The organism is Nocardia halotolerans, from assembly GCF_042650145.1.
Lineage (GTDB): Bacteria > Actinomycetota > Actinomycetes > Mycobacteriales > Mycobacteriaceae > Nocardia > Nocardia halotolerans.
In genome coordinates this window covers 134349-152390 of sequence record NZ_JBHSDL010000030.1, presented here as the reverse complement: position 1 = coordinate 152390, position 18042 = coordinate 134349, and the positions used below count along the sequence as shown (strand labels likewise).

The 18042-nt window shown below is 68.3% G+C and carries 19 protein-coding genes; 7 read left to right on the top strand and 12 right to left on the bottom strand.

Features of this window, described 5'->3' with window-relative positions:
* Positions 1-13: 13 nt before the first annotated feature.
* The 3 genes from ACFO5K_RS24115 to purF form a co-directional block, all read right to left on the bottom strand.
* Complete coding sequence (locus ACFO5K_RS24115) at positions 14-196, bottom strand: hypothetical protein (RefSeq protein WP_378567403.1); 183 nt, start codon at positions 194-196, stop codon at positions 14-16.
* 4 nt (positions 197-200) lie between these two features.
* Positions 201-347 carry a ribbon-helix-helix protein, CopG family gene (locus ACFO5K_RS24110; protein WP_378567400.1) on the bottom strand — a complete coding sequence of 49 codons (147 nt, stop codon included), beginning with the start codon at positions 345-347 and terminating at the stop codon, positions 201-203.
* Between the two features lie 263 nt (positions 348-610).
* Positions 611-2173, bottom strand: a complete 1563-nt coding sequence (purF, locus tag ACFO5K_RS24105; protein WP_378568299.1) for an amidophosphoribosyltransferase — start codon at positions 2171-2173, stop codon at positions 611-613.
* A 285-nt stretch (positions 2174-2458) separates the two neighbouring features.
* Here purF and ACFO5K_RS24100 point away from each other — a divergent pair, with 285 nt between their 5' ends.
* Positions 2459-3751, top strand: coding sequence for a YhgE/Pip domain-containing protein (locus ACFO5K_RS24100; protein ID WP_378567397.1), 1293 nt, complete (start codon positions 2459-2461; stop codon positions 3749-3751).
* 4 nt (positions 3752-3755) lie between these two features.
* Here ACFO5K_RS24100 and ACFO5K_RS24095 read toward each other — a convergent pair whose 3' ends face one another.
* Positions 3756-4154 (bottom strand): sterol carrier family protein, encoded by a 399-nt coding sequence (locus ACFO5K_RS24095; protein ID WP_378567394.1) that lies wholly within the window; start codon positions 4152-4154, stop codon positions 3756-3758.
* A gap of 380 nt (positions 4155-4534) precedes the next feature.
* Here ACFO5K_RS24095 and ACFO5K_RS24090 point away from each other — a divergent pair, with 380 nt between their 5' ends.
* Together ACFO5K_RS24090 and ACFO5K_RS24085 are read left to right on the top strand one after the other, a co-directional pair.
* Positions 4535-4747: a hypothetical protein gene (locus ACFO5K_RS24090; RefSeq protein WP_378567391.1), complete on the top strand. Its 213-nt coding sequence runs from the start codon at positions 4535-4537 to the stop codon at positions 4745-4747.
* A 32-nt stretch (positions 4748-4779) separates the two neighbouring features.
* Positions 4780-5019, top strand: a complete 240-nt coding sequence (locus ACFO5K_RS24085; protein ID WP_378567388.1) for a hypothetical protein — start codon at positions 4780-4782, stop codon at positions 5017-5019.
* Here ACFO5K_RS24085 and ACFO5K_RS24080 read toward each other — a convergent pair.
* Both ACFO5K_RS24080 and ACFO5K_RS24075 read right to left on the bottom strand, forming a co-directional pair.
* The gene (locus ACFO5K_RS24080) at positions 4987-5646 is read right to left on the bottom strand and encodes a CPBP family intramembrane glutamic endopeptidase (RefSeq protein WP_378567385.1); all 660 of its coding nucleotides are present in this window, start codon (positions 5644-5646) and stop codon (positions 4987-4989) included. The genes ACFO5K_RS24085 and ACFO5K_RS24080 overlap by 33 nt on opposite strands.
* Positions 5643-7373 (bottom strand): alpha/beta hydrolase, encoded by a 1731-nt coding sequence (locus tag ACFO5K_RS24075; RefSeq protein WP_378567382.1) that lies wholly within the window; start codon positions 7371-7373, stop codon positions 5643-5645. The genes ACFO5K_RS24080 and ACFO5K_RS24075 overlap by 4 nt, the downstream gene beginning before the upstream one ends.
* Before the next feature lie 117 nt (positions 7374-7490).
* Between ACFO5K_RS24075 and ACFO5K_RS24070 the strand changes: the two genes are divergently transcribed.
* Complete coding sequence (locus ACFO5K_RS24070; RefSeq protein ID WP_378567379.1) at positions 7491-7781, top strand: YiaA/YiaB family inner membrane protein; 291 nt, start codon at positions 7491-7493, stop codon at positions 7779-7781.
* Positions 7782-7830: 49 nt separating this feature from the next.
* Here ACFO5K_RS24070 and ACFO5K_RS24065 read toward each other — a convergent pair whose 3' ends face one another.
* Together ACFO5K_RS24065 and purL are read right to left on the bottom strand one after the other, a co-directional pair.
* Entirely contained in the window at positions 7831-9609 is a 1779-nt protein-coding gene (locus ACFO5K_RS24065; RefSeq protein WP_378567376.1) for an alpha/beta hydrolase, read from the bottom strand.
* Between the two features lie 152 nt (positions 9610-9761).
* Complete coding sequence (gene purL / locus ACFO5K_RS24060; protein ID WP_378567373.1) at positions 9762-12056, bottom strand: phosphoribosylformylglycinamidine synthase subunit PurL; 2295 nt, start codon at positions 12054-12056, stop codon at positions 9762-9764.
* Between the two features lie 107 nt (positions 12057-12163).
* Between purL and ACFO5K_RS24055 the strand changes: the two genes are divergently transcribed.
* Positions 12164-13498 (top strand): glycosyltransferase 87 family protein, encoded by a 1335-nt coding sequence (locus tag ACFO5K_RS24055; RefSeq protein ID WP_378567370.1) that lies wholly within the window; start codon positions 12164-12166, stop codon positions 13496-13498.
* Here ACFO5K_RS24055 and ACFO5K_RS24050 read toward each other — a convergent pair.
* Both ACFO5K_RS24050 and ACFO5K_RS24045 read right to left on the bottom strand, forming a co-directional pair.
* Positions 13450-14742 (bottom strand): M18 family aminopeptidase, encoded by a 1293-nt coding sequence (locus tag ACFO5K_RS24050; protein WP_378567362.1) that lies wholly within the window; start codon positions 14740-14742, stop codon positions 13450-13452. The genes ACFO5K_RS24055 and ACFO5K_RS24050 overlap by 49 nt on opposite strands.
* Positions 14743-14784: 42 nt before the next feature.
* On the bottom strand, positions 14785-15216 hold the full coding sequence (locus ACFO5K_RS24045; RefSeq protein WP_378567359.1) for a MarR family winged helix-turn-helix transcriptional regulator: 432 nt from the start codon (positions 15214-15216) through the stop codon (positions 14785-14787).
* 59 nt (positions 15217-15275) lie between these two features.
* Between ACFO5K_RS24045 and ACFO5K_RS24040 the strand changes: the two genes are divergently transcribed.
* Complete coding sequence (locus tag ACFO5K_RS24040; protein WP_378567356.1) at positions 15276-16352, top strand: substrate-binding domain-containing protein; 1077 nt, start codon at positions 15276-15278, stop codon at positions 16350-16352.
* Position 16353: 1 nt separating this feature from the next.
* Here ACFO5K_RS24040 and purQ read toward each other — a convergent pair whose 3' ends face one another.
* A complete protein-coding gene (gene purQ, locus ACFO5K_RS24035; protein ID WP_378567353.1) occupies positions 16354-17031 on the bottom strand; it encodes a phosphoribosylformylglycinamidine synthase subunit PurQ in 678 nt (225 codons plus the stop codon).
* Positions 17028-17264, bottom strand: a complete 237-nt coding sequence (purS, locus tag ACFO5K_RS24030; RefSeq protein WP_378567350.1) for a phosphoribosylformylglycinamidine synthase subunit PurS — start codon at positions 17262-17264, stop codon at positions 17028-17030. The genes purQ and purS overlap by 4 nt, the downstream gene beginning before the upstream one ends.
* Positions 17265-17363: 99 nt before the next feature.
* Between purS and ACFO5K_RS24025 the strand changes: the two genes are divergently transcribed.
* The gene (locus tag ACFO5K_RS24025) at positions 17364-18008 is read left to right on the top strand and encodes an MBL fold metallo-hydrolase (RefSeq protein WP_378567347.1); all 645 of its coding nucleotides are present in this window, start codon (positions 17364-17366) and stop codon (positions 18006-18008) included.
* The last annotated feature ends 34 nt before the right edge of the window (positions 18009-18042 follow it).

Genomic DNA, 18042 nt, shown 5'->3' with positions numbered 1-18042 from the left:
CTCCCAGCAGGTGTCAGACCTTCTTGATGACGACGGGGAAACCCTCGAGCAGGCGGGAGAGGTCGGCGGCATCGGAGGTGTAGAGCACGACAGGCCCGGGGAGCCGACAAGCAACGGCGGCGAGGTCCGCATCGATCGCGTACTTGTGCCCGTGCAGGCCCGCCGCCGTCAGCAAACCGCGGGCCTGCGAGATCACCGCGTCATCGGTATAGCTCGCGAAGCCTGTCCATAGCGTCGCGATGCCGGACCGCCTCGGTGACGTAAGCAGACACGCCGCGCTCGTCGGCCCGCTCACGGATCGACTCGAGCAGATCGTCAGGAAGCGAAATGGTGACCTTTCGCGCCATACTCCAAGCATGGCACGTACCCGGACGACTTGGGATGTCCCCGCCACCTGCCCGACGGCGGATTCCTTCTCGTGAACGCACGACGGACCGATCGTCACGTGCTGTGGTTCATGATGTTCTGGCTGCATGATCCAGGTCAAGCTGCGCGGATCCCGGTGTGTCCACCGGGGAATGTTCCGCCGTGGTGGCCCACTTGGCTGCCGGTTTGAACGACTAGAAGGGCCGGTCAGGAGCTATCCCTGACCGGCCCCAGCGGGCGAAACCTACGGGCGGCTCAGCGCATCGACGTTGGCGTTCTCGCCGAGCAGCTTCGCCTCGGGCTGACCCGACAGCATCCCTTCCAACAAGTTCTTGCCGATGGCGGCCTCCTGCGGCAGCTCGATCGGGTAGTCACCGGTGAAGCAGGCGGTGCACAGGCGCGTGCGCGGCTGTTCGGTGGCCGCGATCATGCCCTCGGTGGAGATGTAGCCCAGGGAGTCGGCGCCGATCGAACGGCGCACGTTCTCGATCATGTCCTCGTAGCTGTCCTCGGACCCGGCGCCGTTGGCGATGAGCTCCGCGCGGGAGGCGAAGTCGATACCGTAGAAGCAGGGCCACTTCACCGGTGGCGAGGCGATCCGCACATGGATCTCGAGCGCCCCGGACTCACGCAGCATGCGGATCAGCGCGCGCTGGGTGTTGCCGCGCACGATCGAGTCGTCCACCACGATGAGCCGCTTGCCGCGGATCACCTCGCGCAACGGGTTCAGCTTCAACCGGATGCCCAGCTGACGGATCGTCTGGCTCGGCTGGATGAAGGTGCGGCCCACATAGGCGTTCTTCATCAGACCCTGGCCGTAGGGAATGCCGGAGCCCTGGGCGTAGCCGACCGCGGCGGGCGTGCCCGACTCGGGCACCGGGATCACCAGATCGGCGTCGATCGGGTGCTCCTTGGCCAGCTTGCGGCCGATCTCCACGCGGGTGGAATGCACCGAGCGGCCGGCGATCGTGGTGTCCGGGCGGGCCAGGTACACGTATTCGAAGACGCAACCCTTGGGTTCGGGATTGGCGAAGCGCATCGAACGCACCCCGTCGGAGTCGATCGCGAGCAACTCGCCCGGTTCGATCTCACGCACGAAGGCGGCGCCGACGATGTCGAGCGCGGCGGTTTCGGAGGCGACCACCCAGCCACGATCGAGCCTGCCCAGCACCAGCGGGCGCACACCGTGCGGGTCGCGGGCGGCGTAGAGGGTGTGCTCGTCCATGAAGGTCAGGCAGAACGCGCCGCGCAGGGTCGGCAGCAGTTCCATCGCCGCCTGCTCGATGCTCGAATCCGCCGAGGCGTGCGCCAGCAGTGCGGTGATGATGTCGGAATCGGAGGTGGCGCCGGTCATCTGCGGTCGACCGTTGACCACACCGGCACCGAGGAGACCGAGTTCGCGTGCGCGCTGGGCCAATTCGGCGGTGTTCACCAGGTTGCCGTTGTGGCCCATGGCCAGTCCGGAACCGACCGAGGTGGTGCGGAAGATCGGTTGCGCGTTCTCCCAGGTGACCCCACCGGTGGTGGAGTAGCGGCAATGGCCGACGGCGATATGGCCGGGCATCGCGGCGAGAGTCTGCTCGTCGAAAACCTGGGAAACCAGGCCGAGATCCTTGAACACCAGGATCTGGGAACCATCGGAGACCGCGATACCCGCGGCCTCCTGCCCGCGATGCTGGAGCGCATACAGGCCGTAGTAGGTGAGCTTGGCGACGTCCTCGTCGGGAGCCCAGACGCCGAAGACGCCACACTCCTCGCGCGGCTCGTTCTCGGGCTCGTCAACGGGTGTGGCAGGGCTGTCGATCATCGGATCGGCGTGGGTCACCGTGTGCTCCCTGTTCGGGCGGGCTGGGGGCATCCGTCAGTCTACGGGTGAATCGGGGCGCTTACTACGGGTGCGCGCATCCCGGTAGCAATCACCGCGCTCGAAGCCGCTGATCAGCCACTGCGAGCTGTTACCGTGCACAAGGTGACGACGGACGACAGCGGAGATGTTGCAGCCGGTGACACCGGCTCGAACAATGAAAACGCCAGTTCGCAGCCGATTGATTCCACGCGACCGCCCACTCACGGAGCGACCTTCGCCACATCTGTGCGCCCGAGCCGTCACTGGGCCCAGATTGTGCTCGCGCCGACACTGGTCCTCACGGTGCTCACCGCCCTGCTCGGCGTGATGTACCTGGGCTATGTCGCCGATCCGGAGAAGAACCTACACGACTTCCCGATCGCGCTGGTGAACCTCGATGTCGGCGATGTCCTCGATACCGGTGGTGAACAGCGCAGGGTCGATTTCGGCAAACAGGTCACCGAGGCGCTCGTCGCGGGTGTGCCCGCCGACAAGGTGGACCTGCGGGTGGTCGGCAAGGCCGAGTCCGAACAGTTGTTGCGCACCGGACAGATCTACGGTGCCATCATCATCCCCGGCGACTTCAGCAAACGTCTGGGCATTCTCGGCGCCGGCTCGATCGTGCCCGGCGAGATGGAACGACCGATCATCACCCTGCAGACCAACCCGCGCATGGGCGCCTACGGTGACGCGATCGTGCGCCGGATCGGCGACCAGGCCCTCGACGAGGTCGACAGGCAGGTCGGCGCCCAACTGGTCGATCAGGTGCGCGCCACTCTCGCCGAGACCCCCGAGGGCGCACCGGCTCCGGAGATCTCCGGGGCGGCGATGCTCAGCCTGCAGGACCCGATCGAGGTGGTCGATCAGGAGTACCGGCCGTTGCCGCCGGGCACCGGCCAAGGGCTCACGGCCTTCTTCTACGCCCTGCTCCTGCTGCTGGCCGGCATGGTCGGCGCGATGGTGATCCACACGATGATCGATGCCCAGTTCGGTTTCGTGCCCACCGAGTACGGGCCCTGGTTCGTGCACTACCCCACCTCGTCGATCTCCCGGTTCCACACCCTGCTCATCAAATGGGGTGTGTCGGCGGTGGTCGCGGTGGTGGTGTCGTTGGTGTTCCTGCTGTCGGCCGAGCTCATCGGCATGCCGATCGACAATCCGCTGGCTCTGTTCCTGTATTCGGTGCTGGCCATGATCGCGGTCGGCTGGACCGGTCTGATGACACTGGCTGCACTGGGGAGCGCGGGTCTGCTGGTGAACCTGGTCCTGTTCGTCATTCTCGGTCTGCCGTCTTCCGGCGGCACCGTACCCATCGAAGCGACCCCCACCTACCTCACCTGGCTCGCCGAATTCGAACCCATGCACCAGGTGTTCCTCGGGGTGCGCTCGATCCTGTACTTCGACTCGAACTATTCGGCTGGCCTGGATCGTGGCATCTGGATGGCGTTGCTCGGCATCGTGATCGCCGTCGTCGCCGGCACCCTCATCACCCGCTACTACGACTACCGCGGCATGCACCGCCAGAACTCCGCGGCCTGAGCGTTCAGTCGGGCCGCGGCAACACCACGATCGGCAGCCACGCGGCGATCTCACCGGCCCTGGTCCCCGACGCGGACACCACCCCCGACTCCACCGCCGCCGCGAAATCCAGCAGCCCGGTGGCCAGCAACAACCACGTGCGCGCGTCGGTCTCCACCACGTTCGGCGGATTCCCCCGCGTGTGCCGCGGCCCCTCGATGCACTGCACCGCCACGAATGGCGGCACCCGCACCTCCACCGAATGCCCCGGCGCACTCCCCGCCAACGCCCGAGCCGTCCCCCGCACCGCCGCACCCAACTCCGCCCGCCCCGGCACCGGCAACACCGGATCCTGCAACCAGTCCCGGACACCCAGCACAGCCGCCCGCACCTGCGCGGGATCAACCACATTCCGTCCAGCCATACCCGAGAAGCTACCGAGGACCACTGACATTTCGGCCCAGCACCCGCCAACTGCCCGACTCCACCGTCGAATACGCGCTAGCGTCCTTCCCGATGAGACTTGCGAGAGCCTTGATCTCGGTCCCTGCCGCGGCCCTGATCGCCGCCTGCCAAACCCCCGACGACACCGCCCCGCTCGAACCTCCGTACGCCGTTCTGGCATGCCGAGGCGACATGCCGACAGGGCCACAAACGATCGCCGGTTCCGACCTCTCGAAATTCGTGGGGCGCACACAGCTCCCACCGGAGGTTCGCGTGGCCGGCGGCAAATCAGCCCCATCAACCGAGCATCCCGGCCTGGTTGACCTATCGCTCGAACTCTGCCTGCCAGGCGCGGCGACAATGGCCGACCTCCTCCCGGCCGCCACCGACCTTGCCCACAACCTCAAAACCGACGAACTCGGCGCCACCACCGCCACCCTGTCGATCACCTGCGTTTGCGAGCACCTACCGGGCCGCACCGCGTTGCACGACAGCAACTTCCAACAGCATCCGTGGGACGGCACCCCCACCCCCGACGCCGAATACCTCATCTGGGAAACGGAGGGGCCATGAACTCGCCATCACCGCCAAGGTTGGCAGCACCGATGTCACAGCCGCTGCGCGAGCGGTGTCGCAAGCGCGCCGCGGCCGCCCAGCAGGAAGCCCACGCCATGAAGATCGCGACCGCGACGGCGCGGAAACTGGCCGCCGACGGTGTTCCGGTCCGTGATATCGGAGCTGTGCTGGGTGTGACCTTTCAGCGCGCATCACAGTTGGCCAATTCCTGCTCTGTCGCGATTCGCCGATCGTGGTCACCCACCATCCACACTCTCCCCGCACCCTGAGCAGCAGCAACGAGACGACTTGGCTTCGATCAGAATGGCGAGTCGGGGCAGCAGCGCGGCGCCGGTGTTGATCGTGAGGTGGAGCAGGGCGGGGGCGGTGGTGCTGGTGGAGCGGTGGCGCAGGTAGGTGAAGAGCAGGCCGGCGAGGGTGGTGGCGGCGAGGGTCGCGGGGACGGGGTCGCCCGCGGAGCGGGCGGGGTGCAGATGCCAGAGGCCGAAGTCGAGGGGGCCGAGTAGGGCGGCGGGAGTGCCTGCGAGGAGGGGGTCGAGGGTGGCGCGGAAGATTGTCTCCTCGGCCAGGACCGTGCCGAGCGGGATGTGCACGGCGATCCATTCGGTTGTCGTGGTTTCCGGGGCCCGGGCCTCGACTCCGGCGGCCAGGCGGCGCAGTGGCGGGATGGCCAGGACGGCTGCGTAACCGGCCAGGACAAGCGCGGAGCTGCCGATCCCCCAGCGAAGGCCCTTGGCGGAGAACCAATTCGGGCGTCCGCGGAAGGCCACGGTGTAGGCGGTGGCGAAGAGCGCGTTCGCGACGGTGCGCCCGCGAAGCGGGAGATCGAGTGCGGGCAGCACCCGGTTGCTCCACAGCGGCGCGAGCACCAGGGCCGGCACGGCGCGGATCGTCACTTCACCTCCCGCTCGTGCTCCTCGGCGGCTTCCACTGCGGCGCGTACCTTTTCGACCACCTCACCACTGACCCCGGGCGGCGCCGCCACCGCCAACCACCCGTCGAGCACCAAACTCCCGTACCGGTGCCCGTGCCCGTCGGTCACTCCCTGCGCATTGGTCAAGTCGGCGGTGACCTGCCAGAACGTCACGAACGGCGCCCAGCGCATCTGGGTGGACACGTCGTCGCCGCGAGGTTCGCGCAACCAGTCGGGGCGGGTGTGGATCAGGTCCGCCGACCACCACACGATGGGGTCGGACGGGTGCTGCAAGTAGGCGATGCGGGGCGCGCGCCAGTTCTCCGCTGGGCCCAGATCGGTGGCGTCGTCGGCGAATCGGACGACGAGACCGTCGGCGTACACCGGAGCCACCTCGGGTGAACCGGGGTCGCGCCGGTCGACGAACTGGCGCCACAGCCGGTTGGAGTTGGGCGGGCCCACCCACAGCGCCCCGTCGACCTTCTCCCGTAATTCGGCGAGCCCGCCGAAGGCTTCCTCGGATCCCTGCGAGCCCAGGCTCTCCCCGTAGACGAACAGTTTCGGCCGCTGCTCCACCGGTTCGAGCAACCACCGCCGGTAGACCGCGTCGAAAAGGTCGCGGCTCGCCGCGGCCGCCTTCTCCCGGTCGGACAGGAACGACAGCACGCTGGGCAGATAGGAGTACTGGGTGGCCACGGTCGCCGTGTCGCCCGCGTAGAGGTACTCGAGGGAACTCGCGGCCATCCCGTTGACCCACCCGGTACCTGTGGTCGTCACCACCACGATCACCGAGCGTTCGAAGGCTTTGGTGCGTTCCAGCTCGGCGACGGCCAGCCTGGCCGCGCTCTGCTCACCACGCACCGACTCCAGGCCCACGTATGCCCGAATCGGTTCGCGCGCGGGCTTTCCGGTCACCGCGGCGATGGTGTCGGCATCGGGTCCGTTGGCGACGAACCAGCGCCCTTCGAATCCCAGGGTCTGCCACGGTGCGAGCGATCCGGGGCTGCCCGAACGTTCCGGGGCGATCGGCTGCGCCGCGTGTTCGGTGCTGCGATCGTTGCGCACACTGAACGCCGAGTTGGCGACGGCGAAGACGGCCCGCGAGGCCACACCGTTGAAGATCGTCACCACCAGCACCACCAACACGAGCGCTCCGGCCGCGGGCGCGAGCTCACGCGGCACCCGCACCCAGCGGTTCAGCTGCCGAGCCAGCACCAGCACCAGCACACGGATCGTCCGGTAGGCGGCCACCACCGCCACTCCGACAGCCAGGCTGAGCAGCCCGGTGCGCAGGTACGCGGGTGTGGTGGTGCCAGCCATCCCCATCAGCGAGGTGATCTCCCGTTGCCACCGCGCCGATTGCACCAGCATCACCGCCGCCACGAGCGCGCACACGATCAGCGCGGCCGCCTTCAGCGCGTACCGCAGGCGATCCGACGGGCTGGGAATCGGGATGCGCGCACGCACCCACTGCCGGAACACCCACTCGAGCACACACCCGAGCCCGTACCCGATCGCGGCATTGATACCACTGATCAGGCCCTGGAACAGCCAGTCGCGCGGTACCAGCGACGGGGTCACCGACAGCGCGAAGAACAGCGTCGCCAACACCAGTCCGGCATAGTTCAGATCGATGATGTCCTCGACGCGGCGCACGATCACGGCGCCGCGCGTACGCAGCGTCGCCACCGTCGAAGCGCCACCGGACATCGTCCCAGTATGGCCGCCGGGTCCGACATTTCTCCGGCCGCCCGGCGACAAACTACGTACCGAACTCGAGTAGTTCTACCGGCGCCGACCGGGCCGAGGGCCCGCACACTGATTCCCATGAGCACACCCAATGCCAAGCCGAAGAACACCTCGGCCTACATGGCCCAGGCCGCGATCGCGTTCGGCGTCAGCCTTTTCGGCACCGGCGCCGGCATCGCCTTCCTGCCACTGGATGGCTGGCAGCGCGCCTTTCTGGCGATGTCGGGCCTGTTCCTGGTGACCAGTTGCTTCACCCTCGCCAAGGTGGTGCGCGACCAGCAGGAAACCCAGTCGGTGATCAGCCGGATCGACGAGGCCCGACTCGAACAGCTGATCGCCGAACACAATCCGTTCCGTTCGGTGTCGTGATCGTGCCGGGGCAGCCTCGGTCGAGGGGTCCGGCGCTACCCCGGCCCGTTCACTTCAGCTGATGTTCGGTGGTCATCGCCTCGTCCAGGAACAGCCGGATCCGTTCGGCCAGTTCCGGGGTGTAGTCCGGTGGCCGGGCCACCGCGGCCCACGCGTCGGGCACCAGATTGCCGTAGTTGTGCCCATGCCCGTCCGAAACCGTCTGGGCGCGCGGCAGATCCGCGGCGACCTGCCAGAACGTGACGATCGGATACCACGACATGGCCGGTGACACATCGGGTCCGCGCTGCTCGGTGAGCCAGTCGGGCTTGGTGAACAGCAGATCCGGTGACCACCACACCACCGGGTCCGAGGCGTGCTGCAGGTAGACGATGCGCGGATCGGTCCATCTGGTCGAGGGCCGGGCGAGCTGATCGGCGTCGGCGGCGAAGCGCACCGAGAGTCCGTCGGCGAAGATCGGGGTGATCTCGGCGGTGCCGGGGTCGCGGCGGGCGACGAATTCCGACCAGAGCCGGTTGGAATTGGGCGGACCCACCCACAGCACCCCGTCGGTGCGGTTACGGATGTCGGCCAACCCGGAGAACGCGCCCTCCGAACCTTGCGAACCGAGACTCTCGCCATAGACCAGCAGCTTGGGCCTGGTGTCCTCGGGCAACCGCGACCAGCGTTCGTACACCTTGTCGAACAGCATGCGGCCCATGCTCATCGACTTCTCCCGGTCGGACAGGAACGACAGCGGGCTGGGCAGGTAGGAGTACTGGGTCGCCACCAGCGCGCTGTCACCGCCGAACATCAACTCGATGGACTGGGCGCTGATGGAGTCGACCCAGCCGGTGCCGGTGGTACTGATCACCACGAGCACCTCGCGGTCGAAAGCCTCGGTCCGTTCGAGTTCGGCGACGGCCAGGTCGGTTTGGGCCTCGAACCCGTCGGCCGACTCCAGCCCGGCGTACACCCGCACCGGCTCGCGGGCCGGCTTCCCCGTCACCTGGCCGATGGCGAGCGCGGTCGGCGCGTTGGACACGAACCACCGGCCTTCCGCGCCGAGGGTGTCCCACGCCACCAGCGAATCGGGGCTGCCGGAGCGTTCGGGCAGCACGGGTTGAACCGCGTGCGGGGAGGTGTGACTGTTGCGGGCGCTGAACGCCGAATTCGCCACGGTGAAAAAGCCTTTGGCCAGCACGCCGTTGAACAGCAGCACCGACCCGACCACCACGACCACCACCCCCAGCGGGCGCGCGACCGAGGTGGGCACGCGAACCCACTGGTTGAGACCACGCGACACCGCGCGCACCAGCCTGCGGACCCCGCGCGCCAGCCAGATCAGCAACCCGACGACCGCGGCGCCGAGCAGCACCGTGCGCGGGTAACCCGAGTACGAGATCGGTGCCATTTCCATCAGATCGGTGATCTCGCGCTGCCAGCGCGCCGACTGGATCGACATCAGCACCGCGAACACCAGGCAGACCAGCACGATCGCGCCCTTGACCACGAGCATCGTCGAGTGCGGACGTTTCGCCCACAGCGCCGCGACCGGCTCGGGCAGCGTCACGCGCGCAACCACCCATCGCCGCCACGCCCAGGCCAGCCCACTACCGAGGCCGTAGCCGATGGTGGCGTTGATGCCGCTGATCAGCCCCTGGAAGAACCAGTCGCGTGGCAGCAGCGAGGGTGTCAGCGAGAGCCCGAACAGCATCGTGGCCACGAGCAGCCCGGTGTAGTTCGGATGGAAGAACCGCTCCACCAGGTGGATTCCGCGCACGAGCAGGTGCTCGCGGGGTAACGCCGTCGCGCCGGCGGGAGCCGAGCTCGTGTCCTCAATGGTCAAAAGCTCGGCTCCTCAGCGATCAGGCTGCGTCATTACGCCCGCTCGGACGGCCCACGTGGTCACGCTCCGCTACCGCCGCCGGCCGCTGACCGATCAGGCTGCAACATTACGCCCGATCGGACGCCCTACGTGGTTCCGCTACCGCCGACCGATCAGGCGACGTGTGCTCCGAACAGCTCGGGCAATGTGGCCTCGAACGTCTCGCGCAGCTCGTCGAGCGTCACCGAGAACTGGCCCTGCACCTCCACCGAATCCGAACCCTGATCCACCACGCCGATACGCACCCACGGCAGCTGCCGCGCGTCGCACATCTTGGTGAAGCGGGTCTCCTCCGAACGCGGCACCGCGACGAGCACCCGGCCGGCCGACTCGGAGAACAGCTGCACGAACGGATCGGAGCCCTCGGGGAGCACGATGCGGCAACCGGTCTCACCGGCCAGCGCGGCCTCGACGACGGTCTGTGCCAGGCCACCCTCGGAAAGGTCGTGCGCCGCGGAGATCATGCCGTCGCGCGAACCGGAGGTGAGCACTTCCGAGAGCAGCTTCTCGCGGGCGAAATCGACCTGCGGCGGCACGCCACCGAGGTGATCATGGGCCACCTGCGACCAGATCGACCCGTCGAGTTCGTCGCGGGTCTCGCCGAGCAGGATCAGCGATTCGCCCGGCTCGAGCCCCAGGCCGGTGGGGATGCGGCGGTGCACGTCGTCGAGCACGCCGAGCACACCGACCACCGGGGTGGGCAGGATGGCGTCCTTGCCGGTCTGGTTGTAGAAGCTCACGTTGCCGCCGGTCACCGGAATGCCGAGCGCCGCACAGCCATCCGCGAGACCACGCACGGCCTGCTGGAACTGCCACATCACGCCCGGGTCCTCCGGCGAACCGAAGTTCAGGCAGTTGGTGACGGCCTTCGGGGTGGCGCCGGTGGTGGCCACGTTGCGGTAGGCCTCGGACAGGGCCAGCTGCGCGCCGGTGTACGGGTCGAGCTTGGTGTAGCGGCCCGAGGCATCGGTGGCCAGCGCGATACCGCGACCCGAGGACTCGTCGATGCGCACGACACCGGCGTCGGCGTGTTCGGCGAGCACGGTGTTGCCGCGCACGTAGCGGTCGTACTGCTCGGTGATCCACTTGCGGCTGCACAGCTGCGGGCTGGCCAGCATCGTCAGCAGCGTCTGGCGCAGTTCGTCGGCCGTCTTCGGCCGGACCAGGTTCGCGGTGGTGTCGGCGATCAGCGCGTCCTGATCATCGGGACGCCGCACCGGGCGCTCGTACACCGGGCCCTCGTGGGCGACGGTGCGCGGCGGCACATCCACGACGGTCTCGCCGTGCCAGGTGATGACGAGGTGATCACCGTCGGTGACCTCACCGATGTCGGTGGCCAGCACGTCCCACTTCTTGCACACCGCCATGAACGCGTCCACGTTCTCGGGGGTGACCACCGCGCACATGCGTTCCTGCGACTCGCTCGACAGGATCTCGGCGGGGGTCATGTGCTCGGCGCGCAGCGGGACCCTGGTCAGGTCGATGTGCATACCGCCGTCGCCGGCCGCGGCGAGTTCGGAGGTGGCGCAGGAGAGCCCGGCGCCGCCGAGGTCCTGGATGCCGACGACCAGCCCCGCCTTGTACAGGTCCAGGCAGCACTCGATGAGCACCTTCTCGGTGAACGGGTCACCGACCTGCACGGCGGGCAGCTTCTTGCGCCCGGAGCCCGACTCGTCACCGGAGAAGGAGTCCGAGGCGAGCACGGACACGCCGCCGATGCCGTCGAGGCCGGTGCGCGCGCCGAACAGGATGATCTTGTTGCCGGCACCGGAGGCGAAGGCCAGGTGCAGGTCCTCCACGCGCATGGCGCCCGCGCACAGCGCGTTCACCAGCGGGTTGCCCTGGTAGGAGGCGTCGAACACGGTCTCGCCACCGACATTGGGCAGTCCGAGGGAGTTGCCGTAGCCGCCGACACCACGCACCACACCGTCGACCACGCGACGGGTGTCGGGAGCGTCGGCCGCGCCGAAGCGCAGCTGGTCCATCACCGCGATCGGGCGCGCGCCCATCGCCATGATGTCGCGCACGATGCCGCCGACGCCGGTGGCCGCGCCCTGATAGGGCTCGACGTAGGACGGGTGATTGTGGCTTTCGACCTTGAACGTGACGGCCCAGCCGTCACCGATGTCGACCACACCGGCGTTCTCGCCGATGCCTGCCAGCATGGATGCCTTCATCTCGTCGGTGGTGGTTTCACCGAAGTAGCGAAGGTGCACCTTCGAGGACTTGTAGGAGCAGTGTTCGCTCCACATCACCGAGTACATGGCCAGCTCGGCATCGGTGGGCCGACGGCCCAGGATTTCCTTGATGCGGGCGTACTCGTCGTCTTTGAGACCGAGTTCCTTGTACGGCTGCGGAGCATCCGGGGTGGCTGCGGCGGTGCCGACAGTGTCGACCTGCAGTGTCACGGGAGACCAGGGTCCTTTCGGCCGGGGAGGAACTTCAGCTCATGAGTCTAATGCTGGCCCGAACACACCCGTGCTCCGGCCGGGTCGGCACCGGATAGTCTGACGCCGTGAACGAAAGACCGGGGGTCGCCGAGCAGGCCGAGTCCGCTGCCACCGCGCGCGACGCGCAGCCGAACTCGACCACCGCCGAGCCCGCGGTGGCCTCGGAACCCCGTGCGCTGGACCGGCACCGGCTGCGCTGGCTGGCGGCGGCGGTCGGGGTCCTGTTGCTGTCGTCGGCGGTGTCGCTCGTGGCGAACTGGTGGGACGGCTACATCGATCTGCAGGTGTACCGCAACGGTGCGCAGGTGTGGCTCGACGGCGGCGACCTGTACGGGCCGATGCCACCGGTCATGGGCCTCGGCCTGCCCTTCACCTACCCGCCGCTGGCCGCCGCGTTCTTCGTACCACTGGCGTTGATGCCGCTGGGGCTGGCCGAGGTCGTGGTGCTGGCCACCTCACTGCTGAGCCTGGGCATCGTGTTGTGGCTGGTGCTGGTCCGGGTGCGCCCGTCGCTGGACCGGCTCGGCGTGCTGAGCCTGGTTGTCGCCGGACTCGGCCTGGCGCAGTTCTACGAACCGGTGCGCCAGACCCTCAATTTCGGCCAGATCAACCTGATCCTGATGGCCGCGATCGTGCTCGACGTCCTGGTGCGCAAGCCGTGGTGGCCGCGCGGCATGCTGATCGGCATCGCCGTCTCGATCAAGCTGATCCCCGCCGGTTACCTGCTGTACTTCCTGCTGCGCCGGGACTGGAAGGCCGCCGCCACCATGGTGGTGTCGGCCGCGGGCGCGGTGGGCGTCGGTTTCCTGCTGTTCCCGCGCGACTCGGTCGAATACTGGTTCACCACCATCATCGACACCGGCCGCATCGGCACGCCGTACTTCGCGGGCAACCAGTCGATCAAGGGCACGCTGTACCGCCTCGGCATGGACGAAACGCTGGCGAGTGGGCTCTGGATCGCGCTGTCGGCGCTCACCGTCGCGCTGGCCGCGGTGTGGATGTACCGGCTCATCAACGCGGGCCACCAGGTGTCGGCGTTGCTGGTGAACGCGGCCGCGATCCTGCTCGTTTCGCCGGTGTCGTGGTCGCATCACTGGGTGTGGGTGGTGCCGGCGACGGTGGTGGCCGTCGACCTGGTCGTGCGCGGCCGCTCACGGGGATTCACCGCTGTGGTGGCGCTGTTCACGCTGGCCTTCCTCATCGGCCCGCAGTGGCTGCTGCCGCATTCCGAGGACAAGGAACTGGACTGGGCGTGGTGGCAGCAGATCCTGGGCAGCAGCTACGTGTGGGGCACGTTCGCGGTGATCGTGTACGCGGTGATCACCTACCGCCCCGCGCACAACAGCTCAGGTCAGTCGAGTGCTTCCGGGGTCAAGAAGGCGGCCAGCGCCGAGGCGTAGGCGGGGATGTCGGCGGCGCCCATCATTTCCCGGCACGAGTGCATGGCCAGCTGGGGCGCGCCCACGTCGACCGTCGACATTCCGGTGCGCGCCGCCGTCATCGGGCCGATGGTGGAACCACACGGCAGATCGGCGCGGTGCACATAGCGTTGCAGCGGGACCTGTGCCTGCGCGCAGGCCAGGGCGAACGCGCCCGCACCCGCCGCGTCGGTGGCGTAACGCAGATTCTGGTTCACCTTGAGCACGGGCCCACCGCCGACCTCGATCCGGTGGGCGGGCTCGTGCCGGTCGGCGTAGTTCGGGTGCGTGGCGTGCGCCATGTCACCGGAAGCCACCACCGAACCGGCGAGCGCGGCAAGGTAGTCCGCGCGGCCACCGCCGCGGGCGAGCACGATGCGCTCGAGCACGGTGGGCAGCAGATCCGACTGCGCACCGCGATCGGACTGGCTGCCGACCTCCTCGTGATCGAACATCACCAGCACCGCCGTCGCTGCGCTCGGATCGTCGGCGGCGGCCAGGAAACCCTGCAATCCCGCGTAGCAAGTGCCCTGGTTGTCGAGGCGCGGCGCGCTCACCAGGTCGAGATCGCGGCCGACGATGGTGCTCGCCGCGAGGTCGTGGGTCATCAGTTCCCAGCCGAGCACGTCGGCGCCGTCGACTCCGGCGCGCTCGGCGACGAAGTCCAGGAACGACGCCGGGCTCTCCCCGATGCCCCAGATCGCATTGACGTGCCGTTGCGGGTCGAGGGTGACGCCGCGCCGGTCCTCGGACAGGTGGATCGCCAACTGTGGCACCCGCAGGATCGGTTCGTCGATCCGCACGAGCACATCACGCATCCGCGCGCCCTCGCGCACGCTGAGCCGCCCCGAGAGCCCCAGCTCGCGGTCGAGCCACGAGTTCAGCCAGGCCCCGCCGTAGGGCTCGAGGCCCACCAGCTGCCAGCCGGCCATCGCCAGGTCGGGGTGTTGTTTCACCCGCAGGTTCGGGCTGTCGGTGTGCGCGCCGACCACCCGGAACGGCGCGGCCGGCACCGCGTCGTAGTCGGCCCAGGCGATCAGCGAACCGCCGCGCACCACATAGTGTTTGCCACCCGCGTCATCCCAGGACTGAGCCTCGGTCAACGGGGTGAAGCCGTTGGCGTCCAGTTCGGCGGCCACCGTCGCGCACACATGAAACGGTGAGGGCGAGGCATCGATGAAAGAGCACAATCCACTGGCCGTGGCCGCTGTCAGAGAAACCGGCATACCCGCGATCCTAGGGGCATCGACGCCGCCGGCTCCGGGGTATCACCGGTCGGCGATCACAGCCAGCGACGCGACGAGATCGTTGTAACGCCGAATGCCCAGCGCGGCCCGCAGTTCTTCCTCGGCGAGCTGTTCCTGCCTGCGAATCCGGTCCACCAGTTTGGCGCCCAGACTGCTGAGTCCGATCAGGATCCGCCTGCGGTCGTCGGTGGCCGCGACCCGGAAGATCAGCCCGCGCTCGGCGAGGTGGTCGGCGTGGCGCGTGGCCGAGGAGGGCGCCAGCCGCGCCTGGGCGGCCAGTTCCGACATGGTGATGCCGTCTTCGGTGGACAACTGGGACAGGATGGCCCAGTGGTCGTCGGTGAGATTGTCGGCCGAGAGAGCGGCGCCGAGCAGGCACACCCAATTGCGTTCTGCCGCGCGCAGGGCGCCGTGCAGTGTGGAACAGCCACTTATGATGGACACCGATCCCATTCCCACCTGCCGATAAACTATTCGAACATCCCTGCTCGCACTAGGCGATAGAGTACAGAATGCCCACGTTCGACGAGTGCCGGGCCGAGACGATCGACATCGTCTCGATCGTGCCCACTCAGGGCCCCTGTGGCATCCTCGCCCCCTCGTGCACCGCCGCGACGTCCCTCGCGGTCGACGAAATCAACAGCGGCGCGGGGATTCTCGGCCGCGAGATCCGGGTGACGACCATCGACGGCGGACGCCCGCCGCACGAGGTGGCCACCGAAGTCGAAGCGCTGATGGCCACGGGCATGATCGGCGCGATCACCGGCTGGCACACCACCCCCGTACGCCGGGCGGTCGCGCGCGCCGTCGGCGGCCGGGTGCCCTACCTCTACGCCACCGACCACGAGGGCCTGACCGACGAACGCCCCGGGGTGCTGATGGTCGGTGAGCATCCCGGCAGACAGACCGTGCCCGCCGCCGCGTGGATGGCCCGCGAACTCGGCGTCCGCCGCTGGGCCGTGATCGGCAACGACTACATCTGGCCGCGACACACCACCGACGCCCTGCGCCGCAGCCTCGGCTCCCCCGCCGACATCGTGGTCGAACGCTATGTCCCGCTGGGCACCACCGACTTCGGGGACTTCCTCGACGATCCGGCCCTGTTGTTCGCCGACGCGGTCCTGATCCTGATGATCGGTGCCGACACCGCGCGCTTCAACCGGCAGTTCAGCGCCGCCGGGCTCCCCGACCTGCTGCCGCGCCTGAGTCCGGCGGTGGACGAGAACATCCTGCTCAGCGCGGGGCTGTCGGCCAACAAGAATCTGTATGTGGCGTCGAGCTTCTTCATCGACGACAGCACACCGGATGGTCGCGACCGGCGCGGCCGCTACCGGGCGCACCAGGGGCGGTTCGCCCCCGCGCTCACCACCTTCGGCAATGCCACCTACGAGGCGATACACCTGCTCGGCGCCCTGGCCGACACCGTCGGCACCCTGGACGTGGCGACGCTCACCACGAACCTGGCCACGGGCGTCACCGTCGACGGCCCGGTGACCCGCCGTGGCTTCCTCGGCAATCAGGCCGTCGGCCCGGCGTTCCTGGCCGAGGCCAATGGCGTCGATTTCGACATCATCGACCGACTGAGCTGACTCAGGCCTTCACGAAGCTGTCGATCACGGAGAAGAACATGCCGAGACCGTCGTCGCTGGGTCCGGTCAGGGCTTCGGTGGCGTGCTCGGGGTGCGGCATCAGGCCGACGACCCGGCCGTTGGCCGAGGAGATGCCGGCGATCCCGCGCTGCGAACCGTTCGGGTTGTCCCCCGCGTAGCGGAACACCACCCGGCCCTCGCCCTCGAGCTCGTCGAGCACCCGGGTCGACGCCTGGAAGCGGCCCTCGCCCGACTTCAGCGGCACCAGGATCTGCGCACCGGACTCGTAGCGGGAGGTCCACGCGGTATCGGTGGCCGCCACCGTGAGCCACTCGTCGCGGCAGATGAAGTGCAGCCCGTCGTTGCGGGTGAGCGCGCCCGGCAGCAGCCCGGCCTCACACAGCACCTGGAAGCCGTTGCAGATACCGAGCACCGGCAGACCCTGACCGGCGGCGCGCACGACCTCGCCCATCACCGGCGCGAAGCGGGCGATGGCGCCGCAGCGCAGGTAGTCACCGTAGGAGAAGCCGCCGGGCACGATCACCGCGTCGACACCCTTGATGTCGGCATCGGCGTGCCACAGGCTCACGGCCTCGGCACCGGCCAGCCGCACCGCCCGCGCCGCGTCGACGTCGTCGAGCGTGCCCGGAAAAGTAATAACGCCGATACGTGCACTCACGAGACTCGAACGACCTTCCAGTCCTCGATCACCGTATTGGCCAGCAGCGCCTCGGCGATCTGCTCGAGCTGGGCGTCGGAGACCGATTCGTCCACCTCGAGCTCGAATCGCTTGCCCTGCCGCACATCCGAGATTCCGGCGAATCCCAGACGCGGGAGCGCGCCGACGACGGCCTGCCCCTGGGGGTCCAGGATCTCGGTCTTCGGCATGACCTCGACCACGACTCGTGCCACGCGTTGCTCCTCAGGTGGTGTGGGGGTTACAGCAGAAATCCTAGTTGACCCGGCCGTCGTGCCCGCGTTCCGGGGTGTTCGCGGCCTAGCATCGAGCGTATGCGTATCGCCCACTTCGGCCATTCCTGCATCCTGGTGGAACTGAACGGCGCGAAAGTCCTGTTCGATCCGGGGACCTTCGCGCACGGTTTCGAAGGCATCACCGGCCTGGACGCGATCGCGGTGACCCACCAGCACCCCGACCACATCGACCCGAACCGGATCGAAGAGCTGATCGAGGCCAATCCCGGCGCCCGCCTGCTGTCGGACCCGCAGACCGCCCAGCAGCGCAGCGAGGGCTGGGAGCCGGTTTCGGCCGGTCAGGTGCTCGACATCGGGGACTTGCAGATCACCGGCGGCGGCGGGCGGCACGCGGTGATCCACCCCGAGATCCCGGTGATCGACAACACGGTCTTCCAGCTGGGCACCGCCACCGACCCGGCCCAGCTGGTCCACCCCGGCGACTCGCTGTGGGTCCCGCCGGTCCCCGTGGGGGTGCTCGCCATTCCGGCGGTGGCTCCGTGGATGCGGATCTGGGACACCGTCGACTACTTGCGCGCGGTCAATCCACGCACCGCGATCCCCATCCATTTCGGCATCGTCGACCCCTCCGCCCAGGGCATCTACTTCGGCAGGCTCACCGAGATGGCCCCGGCGGGCACCGAGTTCCGCGTCATCGAACCCGAAGACCAAGCGCAGTTCTGAAGATCGGCCCGAAGTTCGAGCACCCAGCGCAGCT

What these genes read in the sequence shown, in the direction of transcription:
- ACFO5K_RS24045 (WP_378567359.1), bottom strand. Translation starts at nt 15,216, where the DNA reads ATGGGATCGGTGTCCATCATAAGTGGCTGTTCCACACTGCACGGCGCC.
- ACFO5K_RS24040 (WP_378567356.1), top strand. Translation starts at nt 15,276, where the DNA reads ATGCCCACGTTCGACGAGTGCCGGGCCGAGACGATCGACATCGTCTCG.
- ACFO5K_RS24050 (WP_378567362.1), bottom strand. Translation starts at nt 14,742, where the DNA reads ATGCCGGTTTCTCTGACAGCGGCCACGGCCAGTGGATTGTGCTCTTTC.
- ACFO5K_RS24095 (WP_378567394.1), bottom strand. Translation starts at nt 4,154, where the DNA reads ATGGCTGGACGGAATGTGGTTGATCCCGCGCAGGTGCGGGCGGCTGTG.
- ACFO5K_RS24090 (WP_378567391.1), top strand. Translation starts at nt 4,535, where the DNA reads ATGGCCGACCTCCTCCCGGCCGCCACCGACCTTGCCCACAACCTCAAA.
- ACFO5K_RS24025 (WP_378567347.1), top strand. Translation starts at nt 17,364, where the DNA reads ATGCGTATCGCCCACTTCGGCCATTCCTGCATCCTGGTGGAACTGAAC.
- purF (WP_378568299.1), bottom strand. Translation starts at nt 2,173, where the DNA reads ATGATCGACAGCCCTGCCACACCCGTTGACGAGCCCGAGAACGAGCCG.
- ACFO5K_RS24110 (WP_378567400.1), bottom strand. Translation starts at nt 347, where the DNA reads ATGGCGCGAAAGGTCACCATTTCGCTTCCTGACGATCTGCTCGAGTCG.
- ACFO5K_RS24075 (WP_378567382.1), bottom strand. Translation starts at nt 7,373, where the DNA reads ATGTCCGGTGGCGCTTCGACGGTGGCGACGCTGCGTACGCGCGGCGCC.
- ACFO5K_RS24085 (WP_378567388.1), top strand. Translation starts at nt 4,780, where the DNA reads ATGTCACAGCCGCTGCGCGAGCGGTGTCGCAAGCGCGCCGCGGCCGCC.
- ACFO5K_RS24070 (WP_378567379.1), top strand. Translation starts at nt 7,491, where the DNA reads ATGAGCACACCCAATGCCAAGCCGAAGAACACCTCGGCCTACATGGCC.